General features: G+C 56.3%; 28 protein-coding genes and 1 pseudogene. 18 read left to right on the plus strand and 11 right to left on the minus strand.

The features are described 5' to 3' along the window. Nucleotides 1–4: 4 nt before the first annotated feature. From IM282_RS12230 to IM282_RS12245, 4 genes are read right to left on the minus strand one after another with little or no spacing between them, the layout of a single operon-like run. Nucleotides 5–754, minus strand: a complete 750-nt coding sequence (locus IM282_RS12230) for an SDR family oxidoreductase (protein ID WP_023306909.1) — start codon at nt 752–754, stop codon at nt 5–7. Further along, a complete protein-coding gene (locus IM282_RS12235; protein ID WP_192970438.1) occupies nt 754–1776 on the minus strand; it encodes an aromatic ring-hydroxylating dioxygenase subunit alpha in 1023 nt (340 codons plus the stop codon). The genes IM282_RS12230 and IM282_RS12235 overlap by 1 nt, the downstream gene beginning before the upstream one ends. 10 nt (nt 1777–1786) lie before the next feature. Beyond that, the gene (locus tag IM282_RS12240; RefSeq protein ID WP_022649346.1) at nt 1787–2095 is read right to left on the minus strand and encodes a recombinase-like helix-turn-helix domain-containing protein; all 309 of its coding nucleotides are present in this window, start codon (nt 2093–2095) and stop codon (nt 1787–1789) included. Continuing rightward, nucleotides 2092–2415 carry a non-heme iron oxygenase ferredoxin subunit gene (locus IM282_RS12245; protein WP_003860044.1) on the minus strand — a complete coding sequence of 108 codons (324 nt, stop codon included), beginning with the start codon at nt 2413–2415 and terminating at the stop codon, nt 2092–2094. Before IM282_RS12245 ends, IM282_RS12240 begins: the two co-directional genes overlap by 4 nt. A 415-nt stretch (nt 2416–2830) precedes the next feature. Between IM282_RS12245 and IM282_RS12250 the strand changes: the two are divergent. Continuing rightward, nucleotides 2831–3163: pseudogene (locus IM282_RS12250) on the plus strand (MFS transporter); the annotation flags it as partial. Nucleotides 3164–3239: 76 nt separating this feature from the next. On the opposite strand, the gene speB reads toward IM282_RS12250, so the two are convergent. The 3 genes from speB to yqgB form a co-directional block, all read right to left on the minus strand. After that, nucleotides 3240–4160: an agmatinase gene (speB, locus tag IM282_RS12255; RefSeq protein ID WP_017382921.1), complete on the minus strand. Its 921-nt coding sequence runs from the start codon at nt 4158–4160 to the stop codon at nt 3240–3242. 210 nt (nt 4161–4370) lie between these two features. After that, on the minus strand, nt 4371–6347 hold the full coding sequence (speA, locus tag IM282_RS12260) for a biosynthetic arginine decarboxylase (protein ID WP_022649348.1): 1977 nt from the start codon (nt 6345–6347) through the stop codon (nt 4371–4373). An 8-nt stretch (nt 6348–6355) separates the two neighbouring features. Further along, nucleotides 6356–6487 (minus strand): acid stress response protein YqgB, encoded by a 132-nt coding sequence (gene yqgB / locus IM282_RS12265; RefSeq protein ID WP_057979949.1) that lies wholly within the window; start codon nt 6485–6487, stop codon nt 6356–6358. 660 nt (nt 6488–7147) lie between these two features. Here yqgB and metK point away from each other — a divergent pair. The 8 genes from metK to ruvX all read left to right on the plus strand — a co-directional run bounded on the left by metK (nt 7148) and on the right by ruvX (nt 14287). Then, nucleotides 7148–8302, plus strand: coding sequence for a methionine adenosyltransferase (gene metK / locus IM282_RS12275; RefSeq protein WP_022649349.1), 1155 nt, complete (start codon nt 7148–7150; stop codon nt 8300–8302). Between the two features lie 416 nt (nt 8303–8718). Further along, nucleotides 8719–10116, plus strand: coding sequence for a galactose/proton symporter (gene galP / locus IM282_RS12280; protein WP_023298566.1), 1398 nt, complete (start codon nt 8719–8721; stop codon nt 10114–10116). Nucleotides 10117–10174: 58 nt separating this feature from the next. After that, complete coding sequence (locus IM282_RS12285) at nt 10175–10672, plus strand: SprT family zinc-dependent metalloprotease (protein ID WP_003860035.1); 498 nt, start codon at nt 10175–10177, stop codon at nt 10670–10672. 94 nt (nt 10673–10766) lie between these two features. Beyond that, entirely contained in the window at nt 10767–11474 is a 708-nt protein-coding gene (gene endA, locus IM282_RS12290; RefSeq protein WP_023306912.1) for a deoxyribonuclease I, read from the plus strand. Between the two features lie 51 nt (nt 11475–11525). Beyond that, on the plus strand, nt 11526–12257 hold the full coding sequence (rsmE, locus tag IM282_RS12295) for a 16S rRNA (uracil(1498)-N(3))-methyltransferase (protein ID WP_192970439.1): 732 nt from the start codon (nt 11526–11528) through the stop codon (nt 12255–12257). A 31-nt stretch (nt 12258–12288) separates the two neighbouring features. Beyond that, entirely contained in the window at nt 12289–13236 is a 948-nt protein-coding gene (gene gshB / locus IM282_RS12300; RefSeq protein WP_003860032.1) for a glutathione synthase, read from the plus strand. A 74-nt stretch (nt 13237–13310) separates the two neighbouring features. Next, the gene (locus IM282_RS12305; protein WP_022649353.1) at nt 13311–13871 is read left to right on the plus strand and encodes a YqgE/AlgH family protein; all 561 of its coding nucleotides are present in this window, start codon (nt 13311–13313) and stop codon (nt 13869–13871) included. Beyond that, entirely contained in the window at nt 13871–14287 is a 417-nt protein-coding gene (gene ruvX, locus IM282_RS12310) for a Holliday junction resolvase RuvX (protein ID WP_006811925.1), read from the plus strand. The genes IM282_RS12305 and ruvX overlap by 1 nt, the downstream gene beginning before the upstream one ends. 10 nt (nt 14288–14297) lie before the next feature. On the opposite strand, the gene IM282_RS12315 is transcribed toward ruvX, so the two are convergent. Next, nucleotides 14298–15278, minus strand: coding sequence for a type IV pilus twitching motility protein PilT (locus tag IM282_RS12315; protein ID WP_192970440.1), 981 nt, complete (start codon nt 15276–15278; stop codon nt 14298–14300). A 17-nt stretch (nt 15279–15295) separates the two neighbouring features. Here IM282_RS12315 and IM282_RS12320 point away from each other — a divergent pair, with 17 nt between their 5' ends. Genes IM282_RS12320 through IM282_RS12345 form a run of 6 tightly spaced genes read left to right on the plus strand, consistent with a single transcriptional unit; the run spans nt 15296 to nt 19011 of the window. After that, the gene (locus IM282_RS12320; RefSeq protein ID WP_023298569.1) at nt 15296–15997 is read left to right on the plus strand and encodes a YggS family pyridoxal phosphate-dependent enzyme; all 702 of its coding nucleotides are present in this window, start codon (nt 15296–15298) and stop codon (nt 15995–15997) included. 21 nt (nt 15998–16018) lie between these two features. After that, on the plus strand, nt 16019–16585 hold the full coding sequence (locus tag IM282_RS12325; protein WP_003860024.1) for a YggT family protein: 567 nt from the start codon (nt 16019–16021) through the stop codon (nt 16583–16585). Beyond that, on the plus strand, nt 16582–16878 hold the full coding sequence (yggU, locus tag IM282_RS12330) for a DUF167 family protein YggU (RefSeq protein ID WP_022649356.1): 297 nt from the start codon (nt 16582–16584) through the stop codon (nt 16876–16878). The genes IM282_RS12325 and yggU overlap by 4 nt, the downstream gene beginning before the upstream one ends. Before the next feature lie 3 nt (nt 16879–16881). Then, entirely contained in the window at nt 16882–17475 is a 594-nt protein-coding gene (locus IM282_RS12335) for an XTP/dITP diphosphatase (RefSeq protein WP_192970441.1), read from the plus strand. Beyond that, a complete protein-coding gene (gene hemW, locus IM282_RS12340; RefSeq protein WP_192970442.1) occupies nt 17468–18616 on the plus strand; it encodes a radical SAM family heme chaperone HemW in 1149 nt (382 codons plus the stop codon). Before IM282_RS12335 ends, hemW begins: the two co-directional genes overlap by 8 nt. Before the next feature lie 56 nt (nt 18617–18672). Continuing rightward, a complete protein-coding gene (locus IM282_RS12345) occupies nt 18673–19011 on the plus strand; it encodes an endonuclease domain-containing protein (protein ID WP_023298571.1) in 339 nt (112 codons plus the stop codon). A gap of 83 nt (nt 19012–19094) precedes the next feature. Here IM282_RS12345 and IM282_RS12350 read toward each other — a convergent pair whose 3' ends face one another. The 3 genes from IM282_RS12350 to trmB are packed head-to-tail and all read right to left on the minus strand — an operon-like array spanning nt 19095 to nt 20914. Then, nucleotides 19095–19811 carry a DUF2884 domain-containing protein gene (locus tag IM282_RS12350; RefSeq protein ID WP_022649360.1) on the minus strand — a complete coding sequence of 239 codons (717 nt, stop codon included), beginning with the start codon at nt 19809–19811 and terminating at the stop codon, nt 19095–19097. A 57-nt stretch (nt 19812–19868) separates the two neighbouring features. Further along, a complete protein-coding gene (locus tag IM282_RS12355; protein ID WP_003862421.1) occupies nt 19869–20195 on the minus strand; it encodes a YggL family protein in 327 nt (108 codons plus the stop codon). Beyond that, nucleotides 20195–20914, minus strand: coding sequence for a tRNA (guanosine(46)-N7)-methyltransferase TrmB (trmB, locus tag IM282_RS12360; protein WP_022649361.1), 720 nt, complete (start codon nt 20912–20914; stop codon nt 20195–20197). The genes IM282_RS12355 and trmB overlap by 1 nt, the downstream gene beginning before the upstream one ends. Nucleotides 20915–21058: 144 nt before the next feature. Here trmB and mutY point away from each other — a divergent pair, with 144 nt between their 5' ends. The 3 genes from mutY (at nt 21059) to mltC (ending at nt 23611) form a co-directional block, all read left to right on the plus strand. Then, a complete protein-coding gene (mutY, locus tag IM282_RS12365) occupies nt 21059–22111 on the plus strand; it encodes an A/G-specific adenine glycosylase (RefSeq protein WP_192970443.1) in 1053 nt (350 codons plus the stop codon). A gap of 26 nt (nt 22112–22137) precedes the next feature. Beyond that, nucleotides 22138–22410 carry an oxidative damage protection protein gene (locus IM282_RS12370; protein WP_003862425.1) on the plus strand — a complete coding sequence of 91 codons (273 nt, stop codon included), beginning with the start codon at nt 22138–22140 and terminating at the stop codon, nt 22408–22410. A 124-nt stretch (nt 22411–22534) separates the two neighbouring features. Next, on the plus strand, nt 22535–23611 hold the full coding sequence (mltC, locus tag IM282_RS12375) for a membrane-bound lytic murein transglycosylase MltC (RefSeq protein ID WP_032621902.1): 1077 nt from the start codon (nt 22535–22537) through the stop codon (nt 23609–23611). Nucleotides 23612–23670: the final 59 nt, after the last annotated feature.

Here is a 23670-nt window from a genome sequence, read left to right on the forward strand (position 1 = left end):
TACCTTAGTTAAAGACAAAACCGCCGTTGACCGGGATCAGCTGTCCGGTGATGAACCGCGACAGATCGCTTAACAGCCAGACCACGCTGCCGGTGACGTCTTCCGGCTGCTGTGCCCCGGTTAACGCGCGGCCGTTTTCGTAGAGTTGATGCCGTTCGGCGGGGACATATTCCGTCGCCTCGACGCGGGTTAGCCCCGGCGCGATGGCGTTAATGCGTATACGCTTTTCACCCAGTTCGCGCGCCATTGAGCGGGTCATGGCAATCACGGCGCCCTTGCTGGCGACGTAGGCCATCAGGCGCGGCGCGCCCCACAGTGCGGTGTCGGACGCGACGTTCACGATGCCCGCCCCCTCGCGTAGCAGCGGTACGGCGGCGCGCGTTACCAGCCAGGTGCCTTTGACGTTGACGCTCATCACCCGATCCCAGAGATCCGGATCGTAATCGAGCATATTTTTGCCGCCGACGCCCGTCGCCATCGCCGCGTTGTTCACCAGACCGTCAATCTGCCCCTGCTCGCCAATCGCGCTGAACACCTGCTCAATGGACTGCGGATCGGCCAGATCGATAACGTGCGATTCGATCGCATATCCCCGCTCGCTCAGCCGGTGGGCGCTCTCGGCCAGTTCGCCTTTAAGGATGTCGCACATCACCACCGCCGCGCCCTGCTCCGCGCAGGCCTGGGAAAAGTGGTAGCCCAGCCCGCGCGCGGCGCCGGTTATGACGATGCGCTTGCCGCTCAGCAGCCCGTTCATCAGGCGGCCCCCTGCTGTGCTTCACGCATCGCCAGTTGCTCTTTGGCGGCCTTATGCATCATGCGGCGCAGGCGCGAGAGGCCAACGTCGTGCTGATACAGGTATTCATGATCGCGGGCGTTTGGCGCCAGGCTCTCCAGCACCACGCGGTCCTGCTCCAGCACTTCCCAGTGCAGTTTTTCCAGCCGGTTGCGGTACATGAAGCGCCACATATCGCGCTGCCAGCCCTGCACCCGGCGAATGCGCCAGAAGAAGACGCGGCAGTTGTCGTTATCTTCCGGCACCACCATGCCGACGATAAAGAAGTGGCCGCCCGGCCCGAAACGCTTCTTGTACGGAATGGAGAGACGCATCCAGCAGGTGCCGCTGTTGCCCAGCTCCACCCAGTCGAAGTTGACGCCGCTCTGCCCTTTCTTCTCAAAGATAAAGCCGGTTTTGGTCGGCTGGAGCACCATGTCGGCCTTGCGATCCCCTTCCGCCATCGAGTGCGAGGAGGAGTGCAGATAGGTGCCGTGCATCGGGTCCATCACGTTTTCCAGCGCGTACTGGTAATTGCATTTCCACGCGGCGGTGCAGAGGAAGTTGCTGAAGCTGTCCGTGTCGGCGAGTTCATCCGGGAAGGTCAGTTCGTCCGGCTGCTGATCCGCGGTGACGCCAAACCAGAGGAAGATGGCGCCGTGCGCCTCCTGCACGTTATAGCTGCGCACGCACTGCTGGCCGACCAGCGGACATTTATCCACAGCGGGCACGTCTTTCACCTCGCCGTTGCCCGCCACCTCTACGCCGTGATACCAGCAGGCGATGCGGTCGCCGAGGTTCCAGCCCATCGACAGGCGCGCGCCGCGGTGCGGACAGCGGTCCTCCAGCGCCTGCACCTGGCCGTCTTTGTTGCGCCAGACCACAATCTGCTCGCCCAGGCGGGTGATGCCCACAGGAGCAGACTGCACTTCCCAGCTCGCCAGCACCGGATACCAGAGGCCGCGCAGGCCTTTATCCAGATAGTGTTGTACGGTCGTCGTCATCGCGTTGCCCTCAGTAGCCGTTAACCTGTAAGAATGCCTGGAAGCTGGCGTCGCTCCACGGCTCACCCTGCTGGTCGTGCATGCGCACCGCGTTCAGCCCGTTTACCAGCTCCGGCAGGGTTTCAACGCCCTGTTCGAAGAGCTCTTCCAGCGTCGCAATCAGCTTCACCTCCCAGCTTTCCGGCTCGCGGCTGCGGGTCTGCCAGATCAGGTTCTGGTACTCGCCCGGCTTGTGAATGGCGCCATTACCGCCCTCTGCCGGCGGGGTAAACTGGCGGCTTTCCGGCAGCGCCGGGTTGTAGTTCAGCGTGTCGCTCATGCCACGGTCTCCTCAACAAAGGTAATCTGAATCTGGTTTTCAAAGACCCGAACCGGGTAACGGTTGAGGTTGCGTCCTCCGGGGCCGTGCAGACACTGGCCGGTTTTGACGTCGAACACCGCCTCGTGCAGCGGGCATTCCACCTTGCCGTCTTCTACGAAGCCCTGACTCAGCAGGGCATAGGCGTGGGGGCATACGTCTTCCAGCGCGTAATATTCACCGTCGATCAGGTAAACGCCGATCTCTTTCCCGTCGACGTTGCCGCTAAAAGGGAAATCTTCCTGTACTTGTTCTGCGTCACATACGCCTATCCAGCTCATCACGATCCTCCAGGCTTTTGTTTCATATATGAAACTCTGTTTCTTATTTAATACGGTCAATATAAAAGCGATGAATGTTTCGTCAAGCGACAATGTGACGAATTTGTTAATCGATCGGCAATTAATTAACTAAGTGTGCAAGGGATCACGAAAAAATGCAGCGATATGAAATTTTCATTATTACAGCGTGAGAAATACGTTTTTTTAATGGTCTCTTATTTTGAATAAAAGATATTGACTTCCTTTCTTTTTACTCTTTAAAAATAAATTAACGTCACCTCTTTCGCGTTTCACCGGTGAAACTCATTTTTAATTTATCTTTAATAAACAATGAGTTTCACAGGTGAACCATTTTAGCTCCGTGACAATCACATTGATGAAAAATATAAGTTACAAAAAACGTAAGGCGGACATGATGACGGCAGGATGGCAAGGCACGATTGCGCTTTTATTACTCATTATTATTTCGTACGTCGATCGGGTAAATATCTCGGTAATGATTTTAAACCCGGAATTTGCCGAACATTTTCAGTTAAATGAAAACAGAATGTTACAGGGTCTACTCATGACCTGCTTTCTTCTGGGTTATGGTTTTTCCGCTCTATTATTAACGTCGGTTATTGAAAGCAAACTTCATTATCGGCAGGGATTATTAAGCAGCATTGCGCTTTGGGCCGCGGTCTGCGCGGTTTCGCCTTTGTTAGGCTCGCTGACGGGAATGGTCATCGCCCGCGAAATAACCGGGGTTTGTCTACACCTTCACGCTGGCCTGGGGAATGTTGCTGCTGCGCATGCGGCGCGCAGCAGCAATAAGCGCGTAAGGCTTATTCGCCTTTTTTCGCTGCCTGGATGTAGAGCATTTCCAGCGCCAGGGTCGCCGCGGCCAGCGCGGTGATCTCGGACTGGTCATAGGCCGGAGCCACTTCCACCACGTCCATCCCGACAATGTTCAGATCCTTCAGGCCGCGCACCAGCTTGATGGCGCGGTCTGACGTCAGGCCGCCGATCACCGGCGTACCGGTACCCGGTGCGAATGCCGGATCCAGGCAGTCGATGTCGAAGGTCAGGTAGACAGGCATATCGCCGACGATCTGCTTAACCTGAGCCAGAATATCGTCCACGCCGCGATCGTTCACCTGGCCCGCGTCGAGTACGGTGAAGCCGTTGTCTTTGTCGAACTCGGTGCGGATGCCGATCTGCACGGAGTGGTTCGGATCGATCAGGCCTTCTTTCGGCGCGGTGTAGAACATGGTGCCGTGGTCGAATTCGCAGCCGTTCGCGTAGGTGTCGGTATGCGCGTCAAAGTGCACCAGCGCCATTTTACCGAAGTGCTTCGCGTGGGCGCGCAGCAGCGGCAGGGTCACGAAGTGGTCACCGCCGAAGGAGAGCATGCGTTTACCGGCCGCCAGCAGCTTCTCGGCGTGCGCCTGCAATTTTTCGCTCATTTCGCGCGCGTCACCGAAGGCGTACACCAGATCACCGCAGTCCACCACGTTCAGGCGCTCGCGCATGTCGAAGTTCCACGGGAAGCGGTTGTGCTCCCAGGCCAGGTTGGTGGAAACCTGACGGATTGCCGCCGGGCCATGACGTCCACCCGCACGACCGGACGTTGCCATGTCGAACGGTACGCCGGTGATCACCCAGTCAGCATCGCTGTCGTAAGGCTGGAAGTTCATCGGAAGGCGTAAAAAACCAAACGCGTTAGATACCAGAGAATTATCGTACTGATGACCTAAAGTGCTCATGTCCTGACCTCTTATAAAGTCGATACATTAAAAACAGATGAAAAAAAATCCCCTCCGCGTCGTTAAACCCGACGAGGAAGGGATTGATTCGTAAATCGCATAGTGGGGCGAATTATCGCCGTTAATTCATACGGGTTCAAGTGAGTATAGGGCATCGTGCGGTCTGATGCCCTCACCCCAACCCTCTCCCACCGGGAGAGGGAGGTTTTACTACTCGTCTTCCAGATACGTATACCCGTACAGACCCGCTTCAAACTCTTCCAGGAACTGCTGCTGCAAGGCATCGTCCAGACCGGTGTTTTTGACCTGATCGCGGAACTGGGTGAGCAGTTTTTTCGGATCCAGCTGAACGTATTCGAGCATATCCGCCACGGTGTCCCCTTCGTCGGACAGCTCAACCTCCACGCTGCCGTCAGGGAAGACAAACACGTCAACCGCTTCGGTATCACCGAACAGGTTGTGCATGTTGCCGAGGATCTCCTGATACGCACCCACCATAAAGAAGCCCAGCATTGGCGGGTTCTCCGGATCGTACTCCGGCATTGGCATGGTCGTTGCGATACCGTCACCGTCGACGTAGTGGTCAATCGCGCCGTCTGAGTCACAGGTAATGTCCAGCAGCACCGCGCGGCGTTCCGGCGCATGATTCAACCCTTCCAGCGGCAGAACCGGGAACAGCTGGTCGATACCCCAGGCATCCGGCATCGACTGGAACAGGGAGAAGTTGACGTACATTTTGTCCGCCATACGTTCCTGCAACTCGTCGATAATCGGACGGTGTGCGCGGTTGCTCGGATCGAGCTGCTTCTGCACTTCATGGCACATGTTCAGATAGAGCTGCTCCGCCCACGCGCGTTCCTGCAGGCTAAAGGTGCCTGAAGAATAACCGACGTGAATGTCGTGCAGATCCATCTGGCTGTCGTGCAGCCATTCGCGCAGAGAACGACGCGTGCCCGGCTCGTGCATCTCCTGCCAGGTTTCCCACATGCTTTGCAGGGAACGTGGAGCATCGTCTGCCGGAGGCGTGGCTTCAGTGATTTCGCTGCGCTCAACGCCGATGATGTTAGAGACCAGCACCGTATGGTGCGCAGTGACCGCGCGGCCGGATTCGGTGATCACCGTCGGGTGCGGCAGGCCGTGCTCTTCGCAGGCATCGCCAATCGCCCAGATAATGTTGTTGGCGTATTCGTTCAGGCCGTAGTTGACCGAGCAGTCAGACTGCGAGCGTGTCCCTTCGTAATCCACGCCCAGGCCACCGCCCACGTCAAAGCACTGAATATTTACGCCAAGCTTGTGCAGCTCAACGTAGAAACGTGCCGATTCACGCACGCCGGTGGCGATGTCGCGAATGTTGGCCATCTGCGAGCCAAGGTGGAAGTGCAGCAGCTGAATGCTGTCCAGACGACCGCGCTCGCGCAGTATTTCCACCAGCTGAAGCACCTGGTTCGCCGCGAGGCCGAACTTGGATTTTTCACCGCCGGAAGACTGCCATTTACCGGAACCCTGCGACGCCAGTCGCGCACGCACGCCAAGGCGTGGGATCACGTTCAGACGCTCGGCCTCTTCCAGCACGATCGCGATTTCGGTCATCTTCTCGATCACCAGATAGACCTTGTGGCCCATCTTCTCGCCAATCAGCGCCAGACGAATGTATTCGCGGTCTTTATAGCCGTTACAGACGATCACCGACCGGGTCATGCCCGCGTGCGCCAGAACCGCCATCAGCTCCGCTTTGGAGCCAGCTTCCAGGCCCAGCGGTTCGCCGGAGTGGATCAGGGACTCAATCACGCGACGGTGCTGGTTTACCTTGATCGGGTAAACAAGGAAATAGTCGCCGTTATAACCATACGATTCCCGCGCGCGTTTGAACGCGGCGTTAATAGAACGCAGGCGATGTTGCAGGATCTGCGGGAAGCAGAACAGTGCAGGCAAGCGCTGACCCTGGGCTTCACGGGCTTTCACCAGCTTAGCGAGATCCACGCGCGCTTCCGGGACGTCCGGATCCGGGCAGACACTGATGTGGCCCAGCTCGTTAACGTCGTAGTAGTTATTGCCCCACCAGGCAATATTGTAAGTGCGCAGCATCTTGCTGGCTTCCTGGGAGCTCATCGCAACCTCCTGCATAGAACGTAGTACACCCTGTTCGCCTGCTGACGAAGGCGAAAGCGAAGACATGTCGTCAGACATAGCGAACCTCAACTCTTTGTATTAAGTGTAAAACAGTTGACTACTATCGCAGCGTTATACGGCGATAACAACCCATTAACGGCTCCATTTCCCAGCAGAGTATGCTGAAATCCAGACCGTGCGACCGGTTTCTTATTCATATCATTGTAAAACACGTATCCGAACTCTGTATGACAAGGTTCGGCGAAACCACGAGAAAACTCCTGTATTAACAAGAGCGCCCTTGTTCAGTTTTCACAAAGCGTGACCGGCTCTGGAATCCTGAGAAGCACCGAGATGGGTATAACATCGGCAGGTGTTTAGACCAGAAGTGCGGGTGGGAATCAAATGCGCGCCAGAACGACTGCGCTGAATGAGCGGAAAACAATGGTTCATTATCTCGTATCACCTCCACGGCCGCCTCTGCTGAAACGGACCACAAGCCAAAGCTAAAAGTTCACTGCTTAACCCGGCTGGAAGTGGCGACACGATGTGTTCATCGAGCGCTTATTTTATATGAGCCGCGCGCCGCGTTTTATACCGAGAAGGTCGCTAAAAAGCAAAACAAAAATGCGCAGGTTGCCAGCGCCGTCAGGAAAAATTTCCAGCCGTGTTTTCAACGCAGTGAGAGGTGAGTCAAAAAAAACTGGAAATCGGGTGAAGAAGTGACCTAAAATAGACGTCCAGATGTTAATCCATCCATACCGATTAACACTCAGACTGCCAGTGTCAAAATCCTGCAGGCCTTGGTAGAATTATCTCCTTTGGCTATTCCACACAGCAGTTCGAGCTAACCAAATTCCTTTTAGGTGAAATAAAACATGGCAAAACACCTGTTTACGTCCGAGTCCGTATCAGAAGGACATCCTGATAAAATTGCTGACCAAATCTCCGATGCGGTGCTGGATGCGATCCTCGCGCAGGATCCAAAGGCGCGCGTAGCGTGTGAAACCTATGTCAAAACCGGCATGGTTCTGGTTGGCGGTGAGATCACCACCAGCGCATGGGTTGATATCGAAGAGATCACCCGTAACACGGTGCGTGAGATCGGTTATGTACATTCTGATATGGGCTTTGATGCCAACTCCTGCGCCGTACTGAGCGCTATCGGCAAACAGTCCCCGGACATCAACCAGGGCGTTGACCGTGCCGATCCGCTGGAACAGGGCGCGGGCGACCAGGGCCTGATGTTCGGCTACGCGACCAACGAAACCGACGTGCTGATGCCAGCGCCGGTGACTTACGCACACCGTCTGGTGCAGCGTCAGGCTGAAGTGCGTAAAAACGGCACCCTGCCGTGGCTCCGTCCGGATGCGAAAAGCCAGGTGACCTTCCAGTATGACGACGGGAAAATCGTCGGCATTGATGCCGTGGTTCTTTCCACGCAGCATGCTGAAGATATTGACCAGAAATCCCTGCAGGAAGCGGTGATGGAAGAGATCATCAAGCCGGTTCTGCCAACTGAATGGCTGAGCTCTGCGACCAAATTCTTCATCAACCCAACCGGACGCTTCGTTATCGGCGGCCCAATGGGTGACTGCGGTCTGACCGGTCGTAAAATCATCGTAGATACCTACGGCGGCATGGCGCGCCACGGTGGCGGCGCGTTCTCCGGTAAAGACCCGTCTAAGGTGGACCGTTCTGCGGCGTACGCTGCACGTTATGTGGCGAAAAACATCGTTGCTGCGGGCCTGGCTGACCGCTGTGAAATTCAGGTTTCCTACGCCATCGGCGTGGCTGAGCCAACCTCCATCATGGTGGAAACCTTCGGTACTGAAAAAGTGCCTTCTGAACAGCTGACCCTGCTGGTGCGTGAGTTCTTCGACCTGCGTCCATACGGTCTGATTCAGATGCTGGATCTGCTGCACCCAATCTACCAGGAAACCGCAGCGTACGGTCACTTTGGTCGCGAACATTTCCCTTGGGAAAAAACCGACAAAGCCGCCCTGCTGCGTGATGCTGCCGGTCTGAAATAATCGACTGCCAGCAGCTTAAACAGGCCAGCCTTTGTGCTGGCCTTTTTTATGTCGGGTGGCGGCTATGCCTTACCCGACCTACGGGTAGTGAATTTTTGTAGGCCGGGTAAGGCGCAGCCGCCACCCGGCAATGTTTGGAACCGTTTACACCTCACTCTCTATACCCCGCTTTCAGAATATTCTCTTTGCATGATCGCATTTCTTCTGCTGTTACATTCCCTTTCAGTTAAGTCTGAAATTTGTGCAAACGCGATGCATATCAATTAATTTACCTCTATATTTTCAAAGCTTTAATTATTTTTACGGTTACAAACTAGTGTAACCGATTACACCGTTGTGATTTGACTCACATATTTTTATGAGCCGCTCACCTACTCTTAATATCGTAAAAACTGATAACCCAACTGGAGGGCATAATGCCTGACAATAATAAACAGGGGCGTACGTCCAATAAGGCAATGACGTTCTTCGTCTGCTTCCTCGCCGCTCTGGCAGGATTACTCTTTGGCCTGGATATTGGCGTAATTGCCGGTGCATTACCTTTCATCACCGATGAGTTCCAGATTAGCGCACACACTCAGGAATGGGTGGTCAGCTCCATGATGTTCGGTGCCGCCGTCGGCGCGGTCGGCAGCGGCTGGCTCTCCTTTAAGCTCGGGCGTAAAAAGAGCCTGATGATCGGTGCGATCCTGTTCGTTGCCGGCTCACTGTTCTCTGCCGCTGCGCCTAACGTTGAAGTACTGATCCTCTCCCGCGTGCTGCTCGGTCTGGCAGTGGGCGTGGCGTCTTATACTGCCCCGCTGTACCTGTCTGAAATCGCACCGGAAAAAATCCGCGGCAGCATGATTTCCATGTACCAGCTGATGATCACCATCGGTATTCTGGGGGCTTATCTTTCCGATACCGCCTTCAGCTACAGCGGCGCATGGCGCTGGATGCTGGGCGTCATCATCATTCCGGCCATTCTGCTGCTGATTGGTGTCTTCTTCCTGCCGGACAGCCCGCGCTGGTTCGCCGCCAAACGCCGCTTCCACGATGCCGAACGCGTGCTCTTACGCCTGCGTGATACCAGCGCCGAAGCCAAAAACGAGCTGGAAGAGATCCGCGAAAGCCTGAAGGTCAAACAGTCCGGCTGGGCGCTGTTCAAAGAGAACAGCAACTTCCGCCGCGCGGTGTTCCTCGGTGTGCTGTTACAGATCATGCAACAGTTCACCGGGATGAACGTCATCATGTATTACGCGCCGAAAATCTTCGAACTGGCGGGCTACACCAACACCACCGAACAGATGTGGGGCACCGTGATCGTCGGGCTGACCAACGTGCTGGCGACCTTTATCGCTATCGGTCTGGTGGACCGCTGGGGGCGTAAACCAACCCTGACGCTGGGCTTCCTGGTGATGGCCGTCGGGATGGGCGTGCTGGGTACCATGATGCACATGGGCATTCATTCCCCAACGGCACAGTACTTCGCCGTGGCGATGCTGCTGATGTTTATCATTGGGTTTGCGATGAGCGCCGGTCCGCTGATTTGGGTGCTGTGCTCTGAGATCCAGCCGCTGAAAGGGCGTGATTTTGGTATCACCTGTTCTACCGCAACCAACTGGATTGCCAACATGATCGTCGGCGCAACTTTCCTGACCATGCTCAATACCCTGGGTAACGCCAATACCTTCTGGGTCTACGCCGGTCTGAACCTGTTCTTTATCGTTCTCACTATCTGGCTGGTTCCTGAAACCAAACATGTTTCACTGGAACACATTGAACGTAACCTGATGAAAGGTCGTCCTCTGCGCGAAATCGGCGCACACGACTGATCCTCCTGCGGGAGGCGCCTCTTGCGCCTCCCCGCTTCCCGCTTTATGCTCTGCCCCTATGAAAGCTCCCCGTCTCCCCATCGCCATTCAGCAAGCCGTCATGCGCAGCCTGCGGGAAAAACTCGCCCAGGCCAACCTGAAGCTCGGCCGCAATTATCCTGAACCGAAGCTGGTCTATCAGCAGCGTGGCACCGCGGCAGGCACCGCCTGGCTGGAATCGTATGAGATCCGCCTGAATCCGGTGCTGATGATGGAAAATCAGCAGGCGTTTATCGAAGAAGTGGTGCCGCACGAGCTGGCCCACCTTCTGGTGTGGAAACACTTTGGCCGCGTCGCGCCGCACGGCAAAGAGTGGAAATGGATGATGGAGGCGGTGCTCGGCGTTCCGGCTCGCCGCACCCATCAGTTCGAGCTGGAATCGGTACGCCGCAATACCTTCCCCTACCGCTGCCAGTGTCAGCAGCACCAGCTTACCGTCCGCCGCCATAACCGCGTGGTGCGCGGCGAGGCGACCTATCGCTGCGTTAAATGCGGCGAACCGCTGGTTGCGGAATAATCACTCGAACTTTCAGGAACTTTCCTGATCTGACTGATTGCATATGGGAACAACATTCGTTACGTTGCGGGCTCGTTTTGACACGGAGTGTAAGATGTCCCGTAATGTTTCTCTCGCAGTCGCTTTTCTGGCGGCGGCGCTCTCCGGCCATGCTCTGGCCGACGGTATTCACAGTTTCTCACAGGCAAAAACCGCAGGCGTAAAGATTAACGCCGACGTACCGGGTGATTTCTACTGCGGCTGTAAAATTAACTGGCAGGGTAAGAAAGGGGTCGTGGATCTGGGATCCTGCGGCTATAAGGTGCGCAAGAACGAGAACCGCGCCAGCCGAATCGAATGGGAACACGTTGTTCCGGCCTGGCAGTTTGGCCACCAGCGCCAGTGCTGGCAGGACGGTGGACGTAAAAATTGCGCAAAAGATCCGGTCTACCGCCAGATGGAAAGCGATATGCACAACCTGCAACCCGCCGTGGGTGAAGTCAATGGCGACCGCGGAAACTTCATGTACAGCCAGTGGAACGGTGGCGAAGGCCAGTACGGTCAGTGCGCCATGAAGGTCGATTTCAAAGAGAAACTCGCCGAACCGCCTGCCCGCGCGCGCGGCAGCATCGCCCGCACTTACTTCTATATGCGCGACCGCTACGATCTCAACCTTTCCCGCCAGCAGACGCAGCTCTTCAATGCCTGGGACAAGCTCTACCCGGTGACGGACTGGGAATGCCAGCGCGACGAACGTATCGCCAAAGTCCAGGGGAATCACAACCCTTACGTCCAGCGGGCTTGCCAGGCGCAAAAGAGCTAACCTACACTACGGCAATTCGCTTATATCGCATGACACATGGAATTTCTGACTATGCGCATCCCTCGCATCTATCACCCTGAACTGATTACCCCAGGCGGCGAAATCGCCCTGTCTGATGATGCCGCAAACCACGTAGGCCGCGTGCTGCGCATGGGCGCAGGACAGGCGATTCAGCTCTTTGACGGCTCTAATCAGATTTTTGACGCTGAAATTACGCGCGCCGATAAAAAAAGCGTGCACGCGAAGGTGCTGCGTGGCGACGTGGACGACCGGGAATCCCCGCTGCACATTCACCTTGGCCAGGTGATGTCGCGCGGGGAAAAGATGGAGTTCACCATTCAGAAATCCATTGAACTGGGTGTAAGCCTCATTACGCCACTTTTTTCTGAGCGCTGCGGCGTTAAACTGGATGCGGAACGTCTGAACAAAAAGATCCAGCAGTGGCAGAAAATTGCCATTGCAGCCTGTGAACAGAGTGGCCGCAACCGCATCCCGGAGATCCGCCCGGCGATGGATCTGGAGGACTGGTGTGCAGAAGAGGAAAGCGGGCTTAAGCTTAATCTTCATCCGCGCGCCAGCGCCAGCATCAATACGCTGCCGCTGCCCGTTGAGCGCGTACGCCTGCTGATTGGCCCGGAAGGCGGCCTGTCGGCTGACGAAATCGCCATGACGGCGCGTTACCAGTTTACTGATATTCTGTTGGGACCTCGCGTTCTGCGCACTGAGACAACGGCACTCACCGCCATTACCGCCCTACAGGTGCGATTTGGCGATCTGGGTTGAAGCAAAGCCTGACCCATAACCGGAGAAGAACATGATTAAGCTCGGCATCGTGATGGACCCCATCGCAAACATTAACATTAAGAAAGATTCCAGCTTCGCTATGCTGCTGGAAGCGCAGCGTCGCGGCTATGAACTCCACTATATGGAGATGAACGATCTGTACCTGATCAACGGTGAAGCCCGCGCACGTACCCGCATCGTTAACGTCGAGCAGAACTACGAAAAATGGTACGAATTCGGCACCGAGCAGGATATTGCCCTGGCCGACCTTAACGTCATCCTGATGCGTAAAGATCCGCCGTTCGACACCGAATACATTTACTCCACCTATATCCTTGAGCGTGCCGAAGAGAAAGGCACGCTGATCGTCAACAAGCCGCAGAGCCTGCGCGACTGCAACGAGAAGCTCTATACCGCATGGTTCTCTGACCTGACGCCGGAAACGCTGGTCACCCGCAGCAAAACGCAGCTGAAAGAATTCTGGCAGAAGCACGGCGACATCATCATGAAGCCGCTGGACGGCATGGGCGGCGCATCGATCTTCCGCGTGAAAGAGGGCGACCCGAACATTGGCGTGATTGCCGAAACGCTGACCGAGCTGGGGACCCGCTACTGCATGGCGCAAAACTATCTGCCGGCCATTAAAGACGGCGACAAGCGTGTGCTGGTTGTAGACGGCGAGCCGGTGCCTTACTGCCTGGCGCGTATCCCGCAGGGTGGTGAAACCCGTGGCAACCTGGCGGCCGGAGGTCGTGGCGAACCGCGTCCGTTAAGCGAAAGCGACTGGGAAATTGCCCGCCGTGTCGGCCCTACGCTGAAAGCCAAAGGCCTGATCTTCGTTGGCCTCGATATTATCGGCGATCGTCTGACCGAAGTGAACGTCACCAGCCCGACCTGCATTCGTGAGATCGAAGCGGAATTCCCGATCTCGATCACCGGAATGCTGATGGACGCTATCGAAAAACGTTTACAGAAATAACCTGTGACAGCGCCTGTGTTTATCCCCATACTGGGCGCTGTCGCTTTTTAAACCAGGAAACAGTACCTCTGACAATGAATTTACAGCATCACTTTCTTATTGCCATGCCTGCTCTCCAGGATCCGATTTTCCGCCGCGCCGTGGTCTATATTTGCGAATACAACGAAGACGGCGCAATGGGGATTATCATCAATAAGCCGCTGGAAAACCTTCAGGTCGAAGGCATTCTGGACAAGCTGAAAATCCCTGCTGAAGCGCGGCTGCCGGAAATCCGTCTTGATAAACCGGTGATGCTCGGCGGACCGCTTGCAGAAGATCGTGGCTTTATCCTGCATACCCCGCCGGTTTTCTCGTCCAGCATTCGTATCTCCGATAACACCGTCGTCACCACCTCTCGCGATGTGCTCGAAACACTGGGCACGGCAAATCAGCCTTCTGAGGTGTTGGTTGCGCTCGGTTACGCCTCCTGGGAAAAAGGGCAGCTGGAACAAGAAATTCTGGACAACGCCTGGCTGACGGCCCCTGCGGATATGAATATCCTGTTTAAAACCCCTATCGCCGATCGCTGGCGTGACGCGGCAAAACTGATTGGCATTGATATTCTGACCATGCCTGGCGTTGCGGGGCACGCGTAATGAGCGGCACCCTTCTCGCCTTTGACTTCGGCACCAAAAGCATCGGCGTCGCTGTGGGTCAACGGATCACCGGCACCGCCCGCCCGCTCACGGCGCTGAAAGCTAACGACGGCACGCCGGACTGGAACCTTATTGAGCGCTTGCTCAAAGAGTGGCAGCCGGACGACGTGATTGTCGGTCTGCCGCTGAACATGGACGGCACCGAGCAGCCGCTTACCGCCCGCGCGCGCAAGTTCGCGAACAAAATTCATGGCCGCTTTGGTGTCTCCGTTAAGCTGCACGATGAACGTTTGAGCACCGTCGAGGCACGCGCTGGCCTGTTCGAGCACGGTGGCTTCCGGGCGTTGAACAAAGGCAGCGTGGATTCAGCTTCAGCCGTCATTATCCTCGAAAGCTATTTCGAACAGGGTTACTGAGCGCCGGGGCCTACAGCCGCCCCTGCGCCCGTCGCTCCGCCAGACTCTGCTCAAAGTTCTGCATCCCCGCCTGCTGCCCCGTTTGAATAATGCCCGGCAGTTGCCAGGTTTTGCCTTCGCGGATCAGGTTTGCCGCCGCCGACGTATTCACCAGTAGCTCATACAGCGCCACGCGCCCGCCCTGGACATCCTGACGCAGCTTCTGCGCCAGTACCGCACGCAGGCTTCCCGCCAGCTGATTACGAACCGGATCTTTCTCCTGCGCCGGGAAGGTATCGACCAGGCGCTCGATCGCCTGCGCCGCACCGCGCGTGTGCAGCGTGGCCAACACCAGATGGCCAGTCTCAGCCGCCGTCAGCGCCAGGCGTATCGTCTCGCTGTCGCGCAGCTCACCAAGCAGAATCACATCCGGATCTTCACGCAGCGCACTGCGCAGGGCCTCGGCAAAGGACGGGCTATGCTGGCCTATCTCCCGCTGCCGGATGAGGCAACGTTCACTCTGGTACATAAACTCCACCGGATCTTCCAGGGTCAGAATGTGCCCGTCCGTATGGTGATTGAGAAAATCGACCATCGCGGCCAGGGTGGTCGATTTCCCGCTGCCGGTGGCGCCGGTGACCAGAATCAGGCCATTGTCATTGGACAAAAGCTCCGGGATCGCGCGCGGCACGCCTAGCGCAGAGAGCTGCGGACACGTCAGCGGCAACAGGCGTAGCGCGATCGAAACGCCGTGCATATGCTTAAACGCACTGCCGCGCAGCCGCTGACCGTCTGTGAGGGTAACGGCAAAATCTACCTGCCCGTTTGCCCACCAGGCACCCTGCTGCTCGTCGTTGAGCCACGCTTTTAATAACGCCTCCACATCGGGGGGCGGAAACGGCGCAGGTTCAAGACGGCCTGACCTGCGCCAGCGCGGTGGTGAATCACTGCACAGGTGTAGATCGGAGACGTTATGCTTTACACTAAGGGCCACAATTTCTTCCACATCCATAGACAACTCCTCGGAAAATGAACGACATTGCGCATAACCTGGCACAGGTCCGGGACAAAATCTCAGCCGCGGCAACGCGTTGCGGCCGTGCTTCAGAAGAAATTACGTTGCTTGCAGTCAGCAAGACCAAGCCTGCGAGCGCCATCGCAGAAGCGATAGCCGCCGGTCATCGTGCCTTTGGTGAAAACTATGTGCAGGAAGGCGTAGATAAGATTCGCGCTTTCCGGGAGCGGGGAAATACAGACCTGCAGTGGCACTTTATCGGTCCGCTACAGTCGAACAAAAGCCGTCTGGTAGCAGAGCACTTCGACTGGTGTCACACCATCGATCGTCTGCGTATCGCTACCCGTTTGAGCGACCAGCGCCCTATGGAGATGCCAGCGCTTAACGTGCTGATTCAAATCAACATCAGTGATGAAAACAGCAAGTCCGGCATTACGCTGAGCGAACTGGATGCGCTGGCGGCGGACGTGGCGGCGCTGCCGCGCTTAACCCTGCGCGGACTGATGGCCATTCCGGCACCAGAGTCAAGTTATGAAAGGCAGTTTGCCGTAGCACAGCAAATGGCTGTAGCATTTGAGGCGCTTAAAGCGCGCTATGACACGGTAGACACGCTTTCTCTGGGCATGTCGGACGATATGGAAGCCGCCATCGCGGCAGGCAGCACCATGGTGCGCATCGGCACAGCAATTTTCGGTGCGCGCGATTACACCCAATAATAAGGAAACCTGAGGAACGCCATGAAGACGTTGACTTTCCTGCTTTCAACGGTCATTGAACTGTATACGATGGCGCTGCTACTGCGCGTCTGGATGCAGTGGGCCCGTTGTGATTTTTACAATCCATTCTCACAATTTATCGTGAAAATCACGCAGCCCATTGTGGGGCCGCTTCGCCGCATCATTCCGGCAATGGGGCCGATTGACAGTTCATCTCTGCTGATGGCGTTTATTCTGAGCGTTATCAAAGCGATCGTGCTGTTTATGGTCATCACTTTCCAGCCGATTATCTGGATTTCAGCCGTTCTGATCCTGGTTAAAACCGTCGGCTCGCTGATCTTCTGGGTCCTGCTGGTGATGGCGATTATGAGCTGGGTAAGCCGGGGCCGTAGCCCGGTGGAGTACGCGTTGATTCAGCTGACTGAACCATTGCTGCGTCCGATCCGTAGCCTGCTGCCTGCGATGGGCGGAATCGACTTCTCCCCGATGCTTCTCGTTTTGCTGCTGTACGTGCTGAATATGGGTATCGCGGAACTGTTACAGGCGACGGGTAATATGCTGCTGCCGGGGCTGTGGATGGCGTTATGAGTGCAGTTAGCCCCTGCGCCGACGGGCTGGTTTTACGGCTGTACATTCAGCCGAAAGCCAGCCGCGACAGCATTGTTGGGCTGCATGGCGACGAGCTAAAAGTCGCCATCACTGCCCCGCCCGTTGACGGCCAGGCGAATGCGCATCTGACCAAATATCTGGCAAAACAGTTTCGCGTCGCTAAAAGCCAGGTCATCATTGAGAAAGGTGAACTTGGCCGGCATAAACAGGTAAAAATCCTTAACCCGCAATCTATCCCGACGGAAGTCGCGGCTCTGACAAAACAGGACTAAACCATGCAGAAAGTTGTTCTCGCCACCGGTAACGCCGGTAAAGTGCGCGAGCTGGCCTCGCTATTACATGATTTTGGGCTGAACGTGGTGGCTCAGACCGAGCTGGGCGTGGACTCCGCCGAAGAAACCGGCCTGACGTTTATCGAAAACGCCATTCTGAAAGCGCGCCATGCGGCGCAGATCACCGGGCTGCCCGCGATTGCCGATGACTCCGGTCTGGCCGTGGATTTTCTGGGCGGTGCGCCGGGGATTTACTCCGCCCGCTATTCCGGGGTGGACGCCACCGACCAGCAGAACCTGGAAAAGCTGCTTGTGGCCCTGAACGACGTCCCTGACGAACAGCGTACCGCGCAGTTCCACTGCGTGCTGGTCTACATGCGTCACGCGGAAGATCCCACGCCGATTGTCTGTCACGGCAGCTGGCCGGGCGTGATCACCCGTGAAGCGGCGGGCAACGGCGGCTTTGGTTACGACCCGATTTTCTTTGTCCCGACCGAGGGCAAAACCGCTGCGGAACTCACCCGCGAAGAGAAAAGCGCGATCTCCCACCGTGGACGCGCACTGAAACTGTTACTGGAAGCACTGCGTAATGGCTAATTTGCCGCCTCTAAGTCTTTATATTCACATCCCATGGTGCGTGCAGAAATGCCCGTACTGCGATTTCAACTCGCACGCGCTGAAGGGCGAAGTGCCGCACGATGATTACGTCGCGCATCTGCTGGCCGATCTGGATGCCGATGTACCGTACGCACAGGGACGTGAAGTGAAGACCATTTTTATTGGTGGCGGTACGCCGAGCCTGCTTTCAGGCCCGGCGATGCAGACGCTGCTGGACGGCGTGCGTGTGCGCCTGAACCTGGCAGCGGATGCTGAAATTACGATGGAAGCCAACCCGGGCACCGTTGAGGCCGACCGTTTTGTCGAGTATCAGCGCGCGGGCGTGAACCGTATCTCCATCGGCGTGCAGAGCTTTAGCGAGCCAAAGCTGAAGCGCCTGGGGCGCATTCACGGCCCGGAAGAGGCAAAGCGCGCGGCAAACCTGGCAACGGGGCTTGGGCTGCGCAGTTTTAACCTCGATTTGATGCACGGCCTGCCGGATCAGTCGCTGGAAGAAGCGCTGGACGATTTGCGTCAGGCAATTGAACTGAACCCGCCGCATCTGTCGTGGTATCAGTTGACCATTGAACCGAACACCCTGTTTGGTTCCCGTCCTCCGGTGCTGCCGGACGATGACGCGCTGTGGGATATCTTCGAGCAGGGCCACCAGCTTTTGACCGCGGCGGGGTATCAGCAATACGAAACCTCGGCGTATGCGAAGCCGGGCTATCAGTGTCAGCACAACCTGAACTACTGGCGCTTTGGTGATTATCTGGGGATTGGCTGCGGGGCACACGGCAAAGTGACCTTCCCGGACGGGCGCATTCTGCGTACTGCAAAAACGCGTCATCCGCGCGGGTTTATGGAAGGCCGCTACCTGGAGCGTCAGCATGACGTCGAGGCGGTGGATAAGCCGTTTGAGTTCTTTATGAACCGCTTCCGTCTGCTGGAAGCCGCACCGCGCGCGGAGTTTGCGCTCTACACCGGGTTGTCAGAGTCGGTGATTCGTCCGCAGATTGACGAGGCGTTGGCGCAGGGGTATCTGACCGAGTGTAATGAGTACTGGCAGATCACCGAGCACGGTAAGCTGTTCCTAAACTCCCTTCTTGAGCTGTTTCTCGCTGAAAATCCTGAAGGCTGATTCAGGATTTTACATCCCGTTCTGCTGGTTGAGGGAAAGGCTGGCAGAGTGTGGGGATGGAAAAATCAAAACAACTCCGCAAACAAATGACACCCGAAGAATTACGCCTCTGGTATCTGCTCAGAGGTCGCCGCTTCTTTGGGTATAAGTTTCGCCGACAGATGCCGGTTGGGCCGTACATCGTGGATTTTGCCTGCTTTAAGGCGAAACTGATTGTTGAGCTGGACGGGGGGCAACATCAGGATAAAGAGGCCTATGACTCTCGTCGCACCGAGTTTTTGAATGCGAACGGCTGGGAAGTCGTACGGTTCTGGAATCATGAATTCAGGGCTAATGAGGAGGAGATGCTGATGGCTATTCTGCAACGATTGCAATGCCTGATGCCCTCACCCTAACCCTCTCCCACAGGGAGAGGGAACTGGTTACTCCCTCTCCCCTGGGGAGAGGGCCGGGGTGAGGGGCCCTACGCGCAGAGGCGTTACTTCAGCGTCCCCACCAGCGCCTTCCGGCTGTCTTCCAGGGACACCACGCGTTTACACACGTCTTTGCCGAACTGCTGGAAATCGGCTTCCTGATTCTTCCACTCGTTCTGAATCGAGGTTTGCAGTCCGCCCAGGCTACCCAGTACACCCTGCAACGGATTACCGCCGCCTTTCAGCACCGCTTTGGCGCCCATCTCGTTGATGCTGTCCTGGAGAATGCCGCCCATCGCCTGGTTCACCAGCTGCTGACCGTCGGCTCGCACCTGATCGATCGCCTTATAGTGGAATGTCAGGCCATCAGAGCGCGTCTCAATAATGCGGTTCATCTGTTCTTTCAGCTGTTTATCCAGCTTCGTCAGGCGGGTGCGCATATTGCTGCTCTCCCCCACCTCTTTGGTGATGATTTTATCCAGCGCCACGCGGCCCTTCTCAACGCGGGTCAGCGCGCCATCGTTTATCCATGGCAGCGCGGTACGCAACTCGGCCTGGTAGTCCATCGCCTGCTCGCGCTGGGCGGCCGTCAGGTTTTGCTGTTTGCCGTTAAACGTCACGTTGCCATCCGGCGTGATCACCAGATTGCCATTCTCGCCCTTAACCTGCACGGTTTGCGGGCTTAATACCACGTCGTCACGCGGGGTGACGCTACATTTATACTCCGCATGGGCGGTGGTTCCGATTGCCAGTAAAGCAACCGCCAGCAACGTTTTACGCATCTTCAACACTCCCTCAGACAAAATGGGCCAGCTAATGCTGGCCCCGTTCTTGCTTTATTAGTCCCACCAAACGTCGAAAAGTTCGCTGACGCGGACATCTTCCAGTTTGTGGTCTTCAAGCCATTTGCGTACCAGCGCCTGATGTTCTTCGGTGCATTTCCCCACTTCCTGGGTGCAAATCAGACCTTCCCACGCCAGATAGCCGCTACCGTCGAAGGCCAGCTTGTTGGGTTCGATCACCTCGTTGATGAACGCATCAACGTCCTGATCGATCTGCTCAACGCTGGTGCCTTCCGGGAAACGCCAGGCAACGGAGAAACCCACTTCCTGGAATTCTTCGATGTGCATCTTTTTACGCAGACGACGGCTACGATTCTTTGCCATTATTTCACCCTCTCGAACATTAAGTCCCATACGCCGTGACCAAGACGATGGCCACGCTGTTCAAATTTTGTCACCGGACGTGAATCCGGACGCGGTACGTAGTCGTTGCTTTCAGACTGGTTTTTATACCCGTCCAGCGACGACATCACTTCCAGCATGTGTTCCGCATAAGGTTCCCAGTCGGTCGCCATGTGGAAGACGCCGCCCAGCTTAAGCTTACTTTTCACCAGCTCGGCAAACGGTGCCTGAACGATACGGCGTTTATTATGACGCGCTTTGTGCCACGGGTCAGGGAAAAAGAGCTGAACCATGTTCAAAGAATTGTCAGGAATCATTTTGTGCAGCACTTCCACCGCGTCGTGACACATAACGCGCAGGTTCTCAACGCCCTCTTCATGGGCCGTTGCCAGACACGCACCGACGCCTGGCGAGTGCACTTCAATACCGAGGAAGTTTTGCTCCGGTCGCGCTTTCGCCATAGTGACCAGCGAGGTGCCCATGCCAAAACCGATCTCCAGCGTCACTGGCGCATCGCGGCCAAACAGCTCGGTAAAGTCGAGCGGCTGCTCGCTGAACTCAACGCCCATCACCGGCCAGTAGTTGTCCAGCGCGTGTTGCTGCCCTTTTGTCAGGCGGCCCTGACGGCGGACAAAGCTGCGAATACGGCGCAGCGGGCGACCGTTTTCATCAAATTCCGGTGAAATGACGTCGTTTTTCATAAAAGAGTTGTCTGCTTGTGAGAGTGTACGGGAAACGGGCATTATCCAAAGTTAAGGCTTCTATGCAAGCATGGGAAAGATCCGGTTTACAGCAGATTGACGCTGTGCTGCAATCTGCCTCCCTGATTAAGCGAATCGATGACCATGCAAGCCTCTCAATTTTCAGCCCAGGTGCTGGACTGGTACGACAAATACGGGCGTAAAACCCTGCCCTGGCAAATTGAAAAAACGCCTTACAAAGTATGGCTCTCCGAGGTGATGTTGCAACAAACGCAGGTCGCGACGGTCATTCCTTATTTCGAGCGTTTTATGGCGCGCTTCCCGACAATCACCGATCTGGCCAACGCGCCGTTAGACGAGGTACTGCACCTGTGGACAGGCCTCGGCTATTACGCCCGCGCGCGCAACCTGCACAAAGCCGCACAGCAGGTCGCCACCCGCCACAACGGTAAATTCCCGGAGACCTTTGACGAGGTGGCGGATTTGCCCGGCGTCGGGCGTTCAACCGCAGGCGCAATCCTTTCCCTGTCTTTAGGCAAGCATTTCCCTATTCTCGACGGCAACGTCAAGCGCGTGCTGGCACGCTGCTACGCCGTAGAAGGCTGGCCGGGCAAGAAAGAGGTTGAGAAGCGCCTGTGGGAGATCAGTGAAGCGGTCACTCCGGCGAAAGGGGTGGAGCGTTTTAACCAGGCGATGATGGATCTGGGCGCGATGGTCTGCACCCGTTCAAAACCGAAGTGCGAACTCTGCCCGGTAAATAACCTCTGCGTGGCCTATGCGAACCACTCCTGGGCGCAGTATCCGGGGAAAAAACCGAAGCAGACGCTGCCTGAACGCACCGGGTACATGCTGCTGATGCAGCATGGCGACGAGGTGTTTCTCGCCCAGCGCCCGCCGAGTGGTCTGTGGGGTGGTCTATACTGCTTCCCACAGTTTGAGGATGAAGCTTCGCTTCGGGCATGGCTTGAACAGCGCGGCATTGCGGCCGATACCGTGACGCAACTCAACGCGTTCCGTCATACCTTCAGCCATTTCCATCTGGATATTGTGCCTATGTGGCTTCCCGTGTCCTCATTCACCTCCTGCATGGATGAAGGCACCGCTCTCTGGTATAACTTAGCGCAACCGCCATCAGTCGGGCTGGCGGCTCCCGTGGAGCGCCTGTTACAGCAATTACGTGTCGGTGCAATGGTTTAGCATCGGCAAGACAAAGAGGAATGAGTATGGCCAGAACCATTTTTTGTACTTTCCTGCAGCGCGACGCTGAAGGCCAGGATTTCCAGCTCTACCCGGGCGACCTGGGTAAACGCATTTACAACGAGATCTCCAAAGAAGCCTGGGGACAGTGGCAGAAAAAACAGACCATGCTGATCAACGAGAAAAAGCTCAGCATGATGAACCCGGAACACCGCAAGCTGCTGGAGCAGGAGATGGTGAACTTCCTGTTCGAGGGTAAAGACGTCCACATCGAAGGCTATACGCCACCGGAAAAATAATACTCTGCGGCTGCTGCCCGGCGGCGCTGCGCTTGCACGGGCCTACGGTTATGTAGGCCGGGTAAGCGCAGCGCCACCCGGCAACAGCAACCTCAAAGCAAACACAACACGCACTCCCGGAATGATGAAAAAACTATTAGCGCTAGCACTTGTTGCGCCGTTGCTTGTGTCTTGTTCTTCCAAAAAGGGCGATAGCTATAACGAAGCCTGGGTTAAGGACACCAACGGTTTTGACATTTTGATGGGGCAGTTTGCCCATAACATCGAGAACATATGGGGATTTAACGAAGTTCTTATTGCCGGACCGAAGGACTACGTTAAGTATACCGACGCCTATCAGACCCGTAGCCACATCAACTTCGATGACGGTACGATTACGATTGAAACCATCGCGGGGACTGAACCTGCGGCGCATTTACGTCAGGCCATCATCAAAACCTTGCTGATGGGCGACGATCCGGGATCTATCGATCTCTACTCTGATGCCGATGACATTACTATCTCCAAAGAGCCGTTCCTGTATGGGCAGGTCGTTGACCAGACCGGTCAGCCGATTCGCTGGGAAGGTCGCGCGACGAACTTCGCAGACTATTTGCTGCAAACGCGCCTGAAAAGCCGCACCAATGGCCTGAAGGTGATCTATAGCGTTACGATCAACCTGGTGCCGAACCACCTCGACAAGCGTGCGCATAAGTATCTGGGCATGGTGCGTCAGGCGTCGCGTAAGTATGGCGTGGATGAGTCGCTGATCCTGGCGATTATGCAGACCGAATCCTCGTTCAACCCGTATGCGGTGAGCCGTTCCGACGCGCTGGGGCTGATGCAGGTTGTGCAGCACAGCGCCGGTAAAGACGTGTTCCGCGCGCAGGGGAAATCCGGTACGCCGAGCCGCAGCTACCTGTTCGATCCGCAAAGCAACATTGATACCGGCACGGCCTATCTGGCGATGCTGAACAATGTCTATCTCGGCGGGATCGATAACCCGACTTCACGTCGCTATGCGGTGATCACCGCCTACAACGGCGGTGCGGGCAGCGTCCTGCGCGTCTTCTCGAACGATAAAGTTCAGGCCGCGAACATCATCAACAGCATGGCGCCGGGGGACGTGTACTCCACGCTGACCACTCGCCACCCGTCTGCGGAATCCCGCCGCTATCTGTATAAGGTGAATACGGCGCAGAAGAACTACCGTCGCCGCTAGAAACCAACACCACCCCTCACCCTACCCTCTCCCCAATGGGGAGAGGGTGTTCAAGTTCC

It is taken from the genome of Enterobacter cloacae complex sp. P29RS, from assembly GCF_014893445.1.
GTDB lineage: Bacteria > Pseudomonadota > Gammaproteobacteria > Enterobacterales > Enterobacteriaceae > Enterobacter > Enterobacter intestinihominis.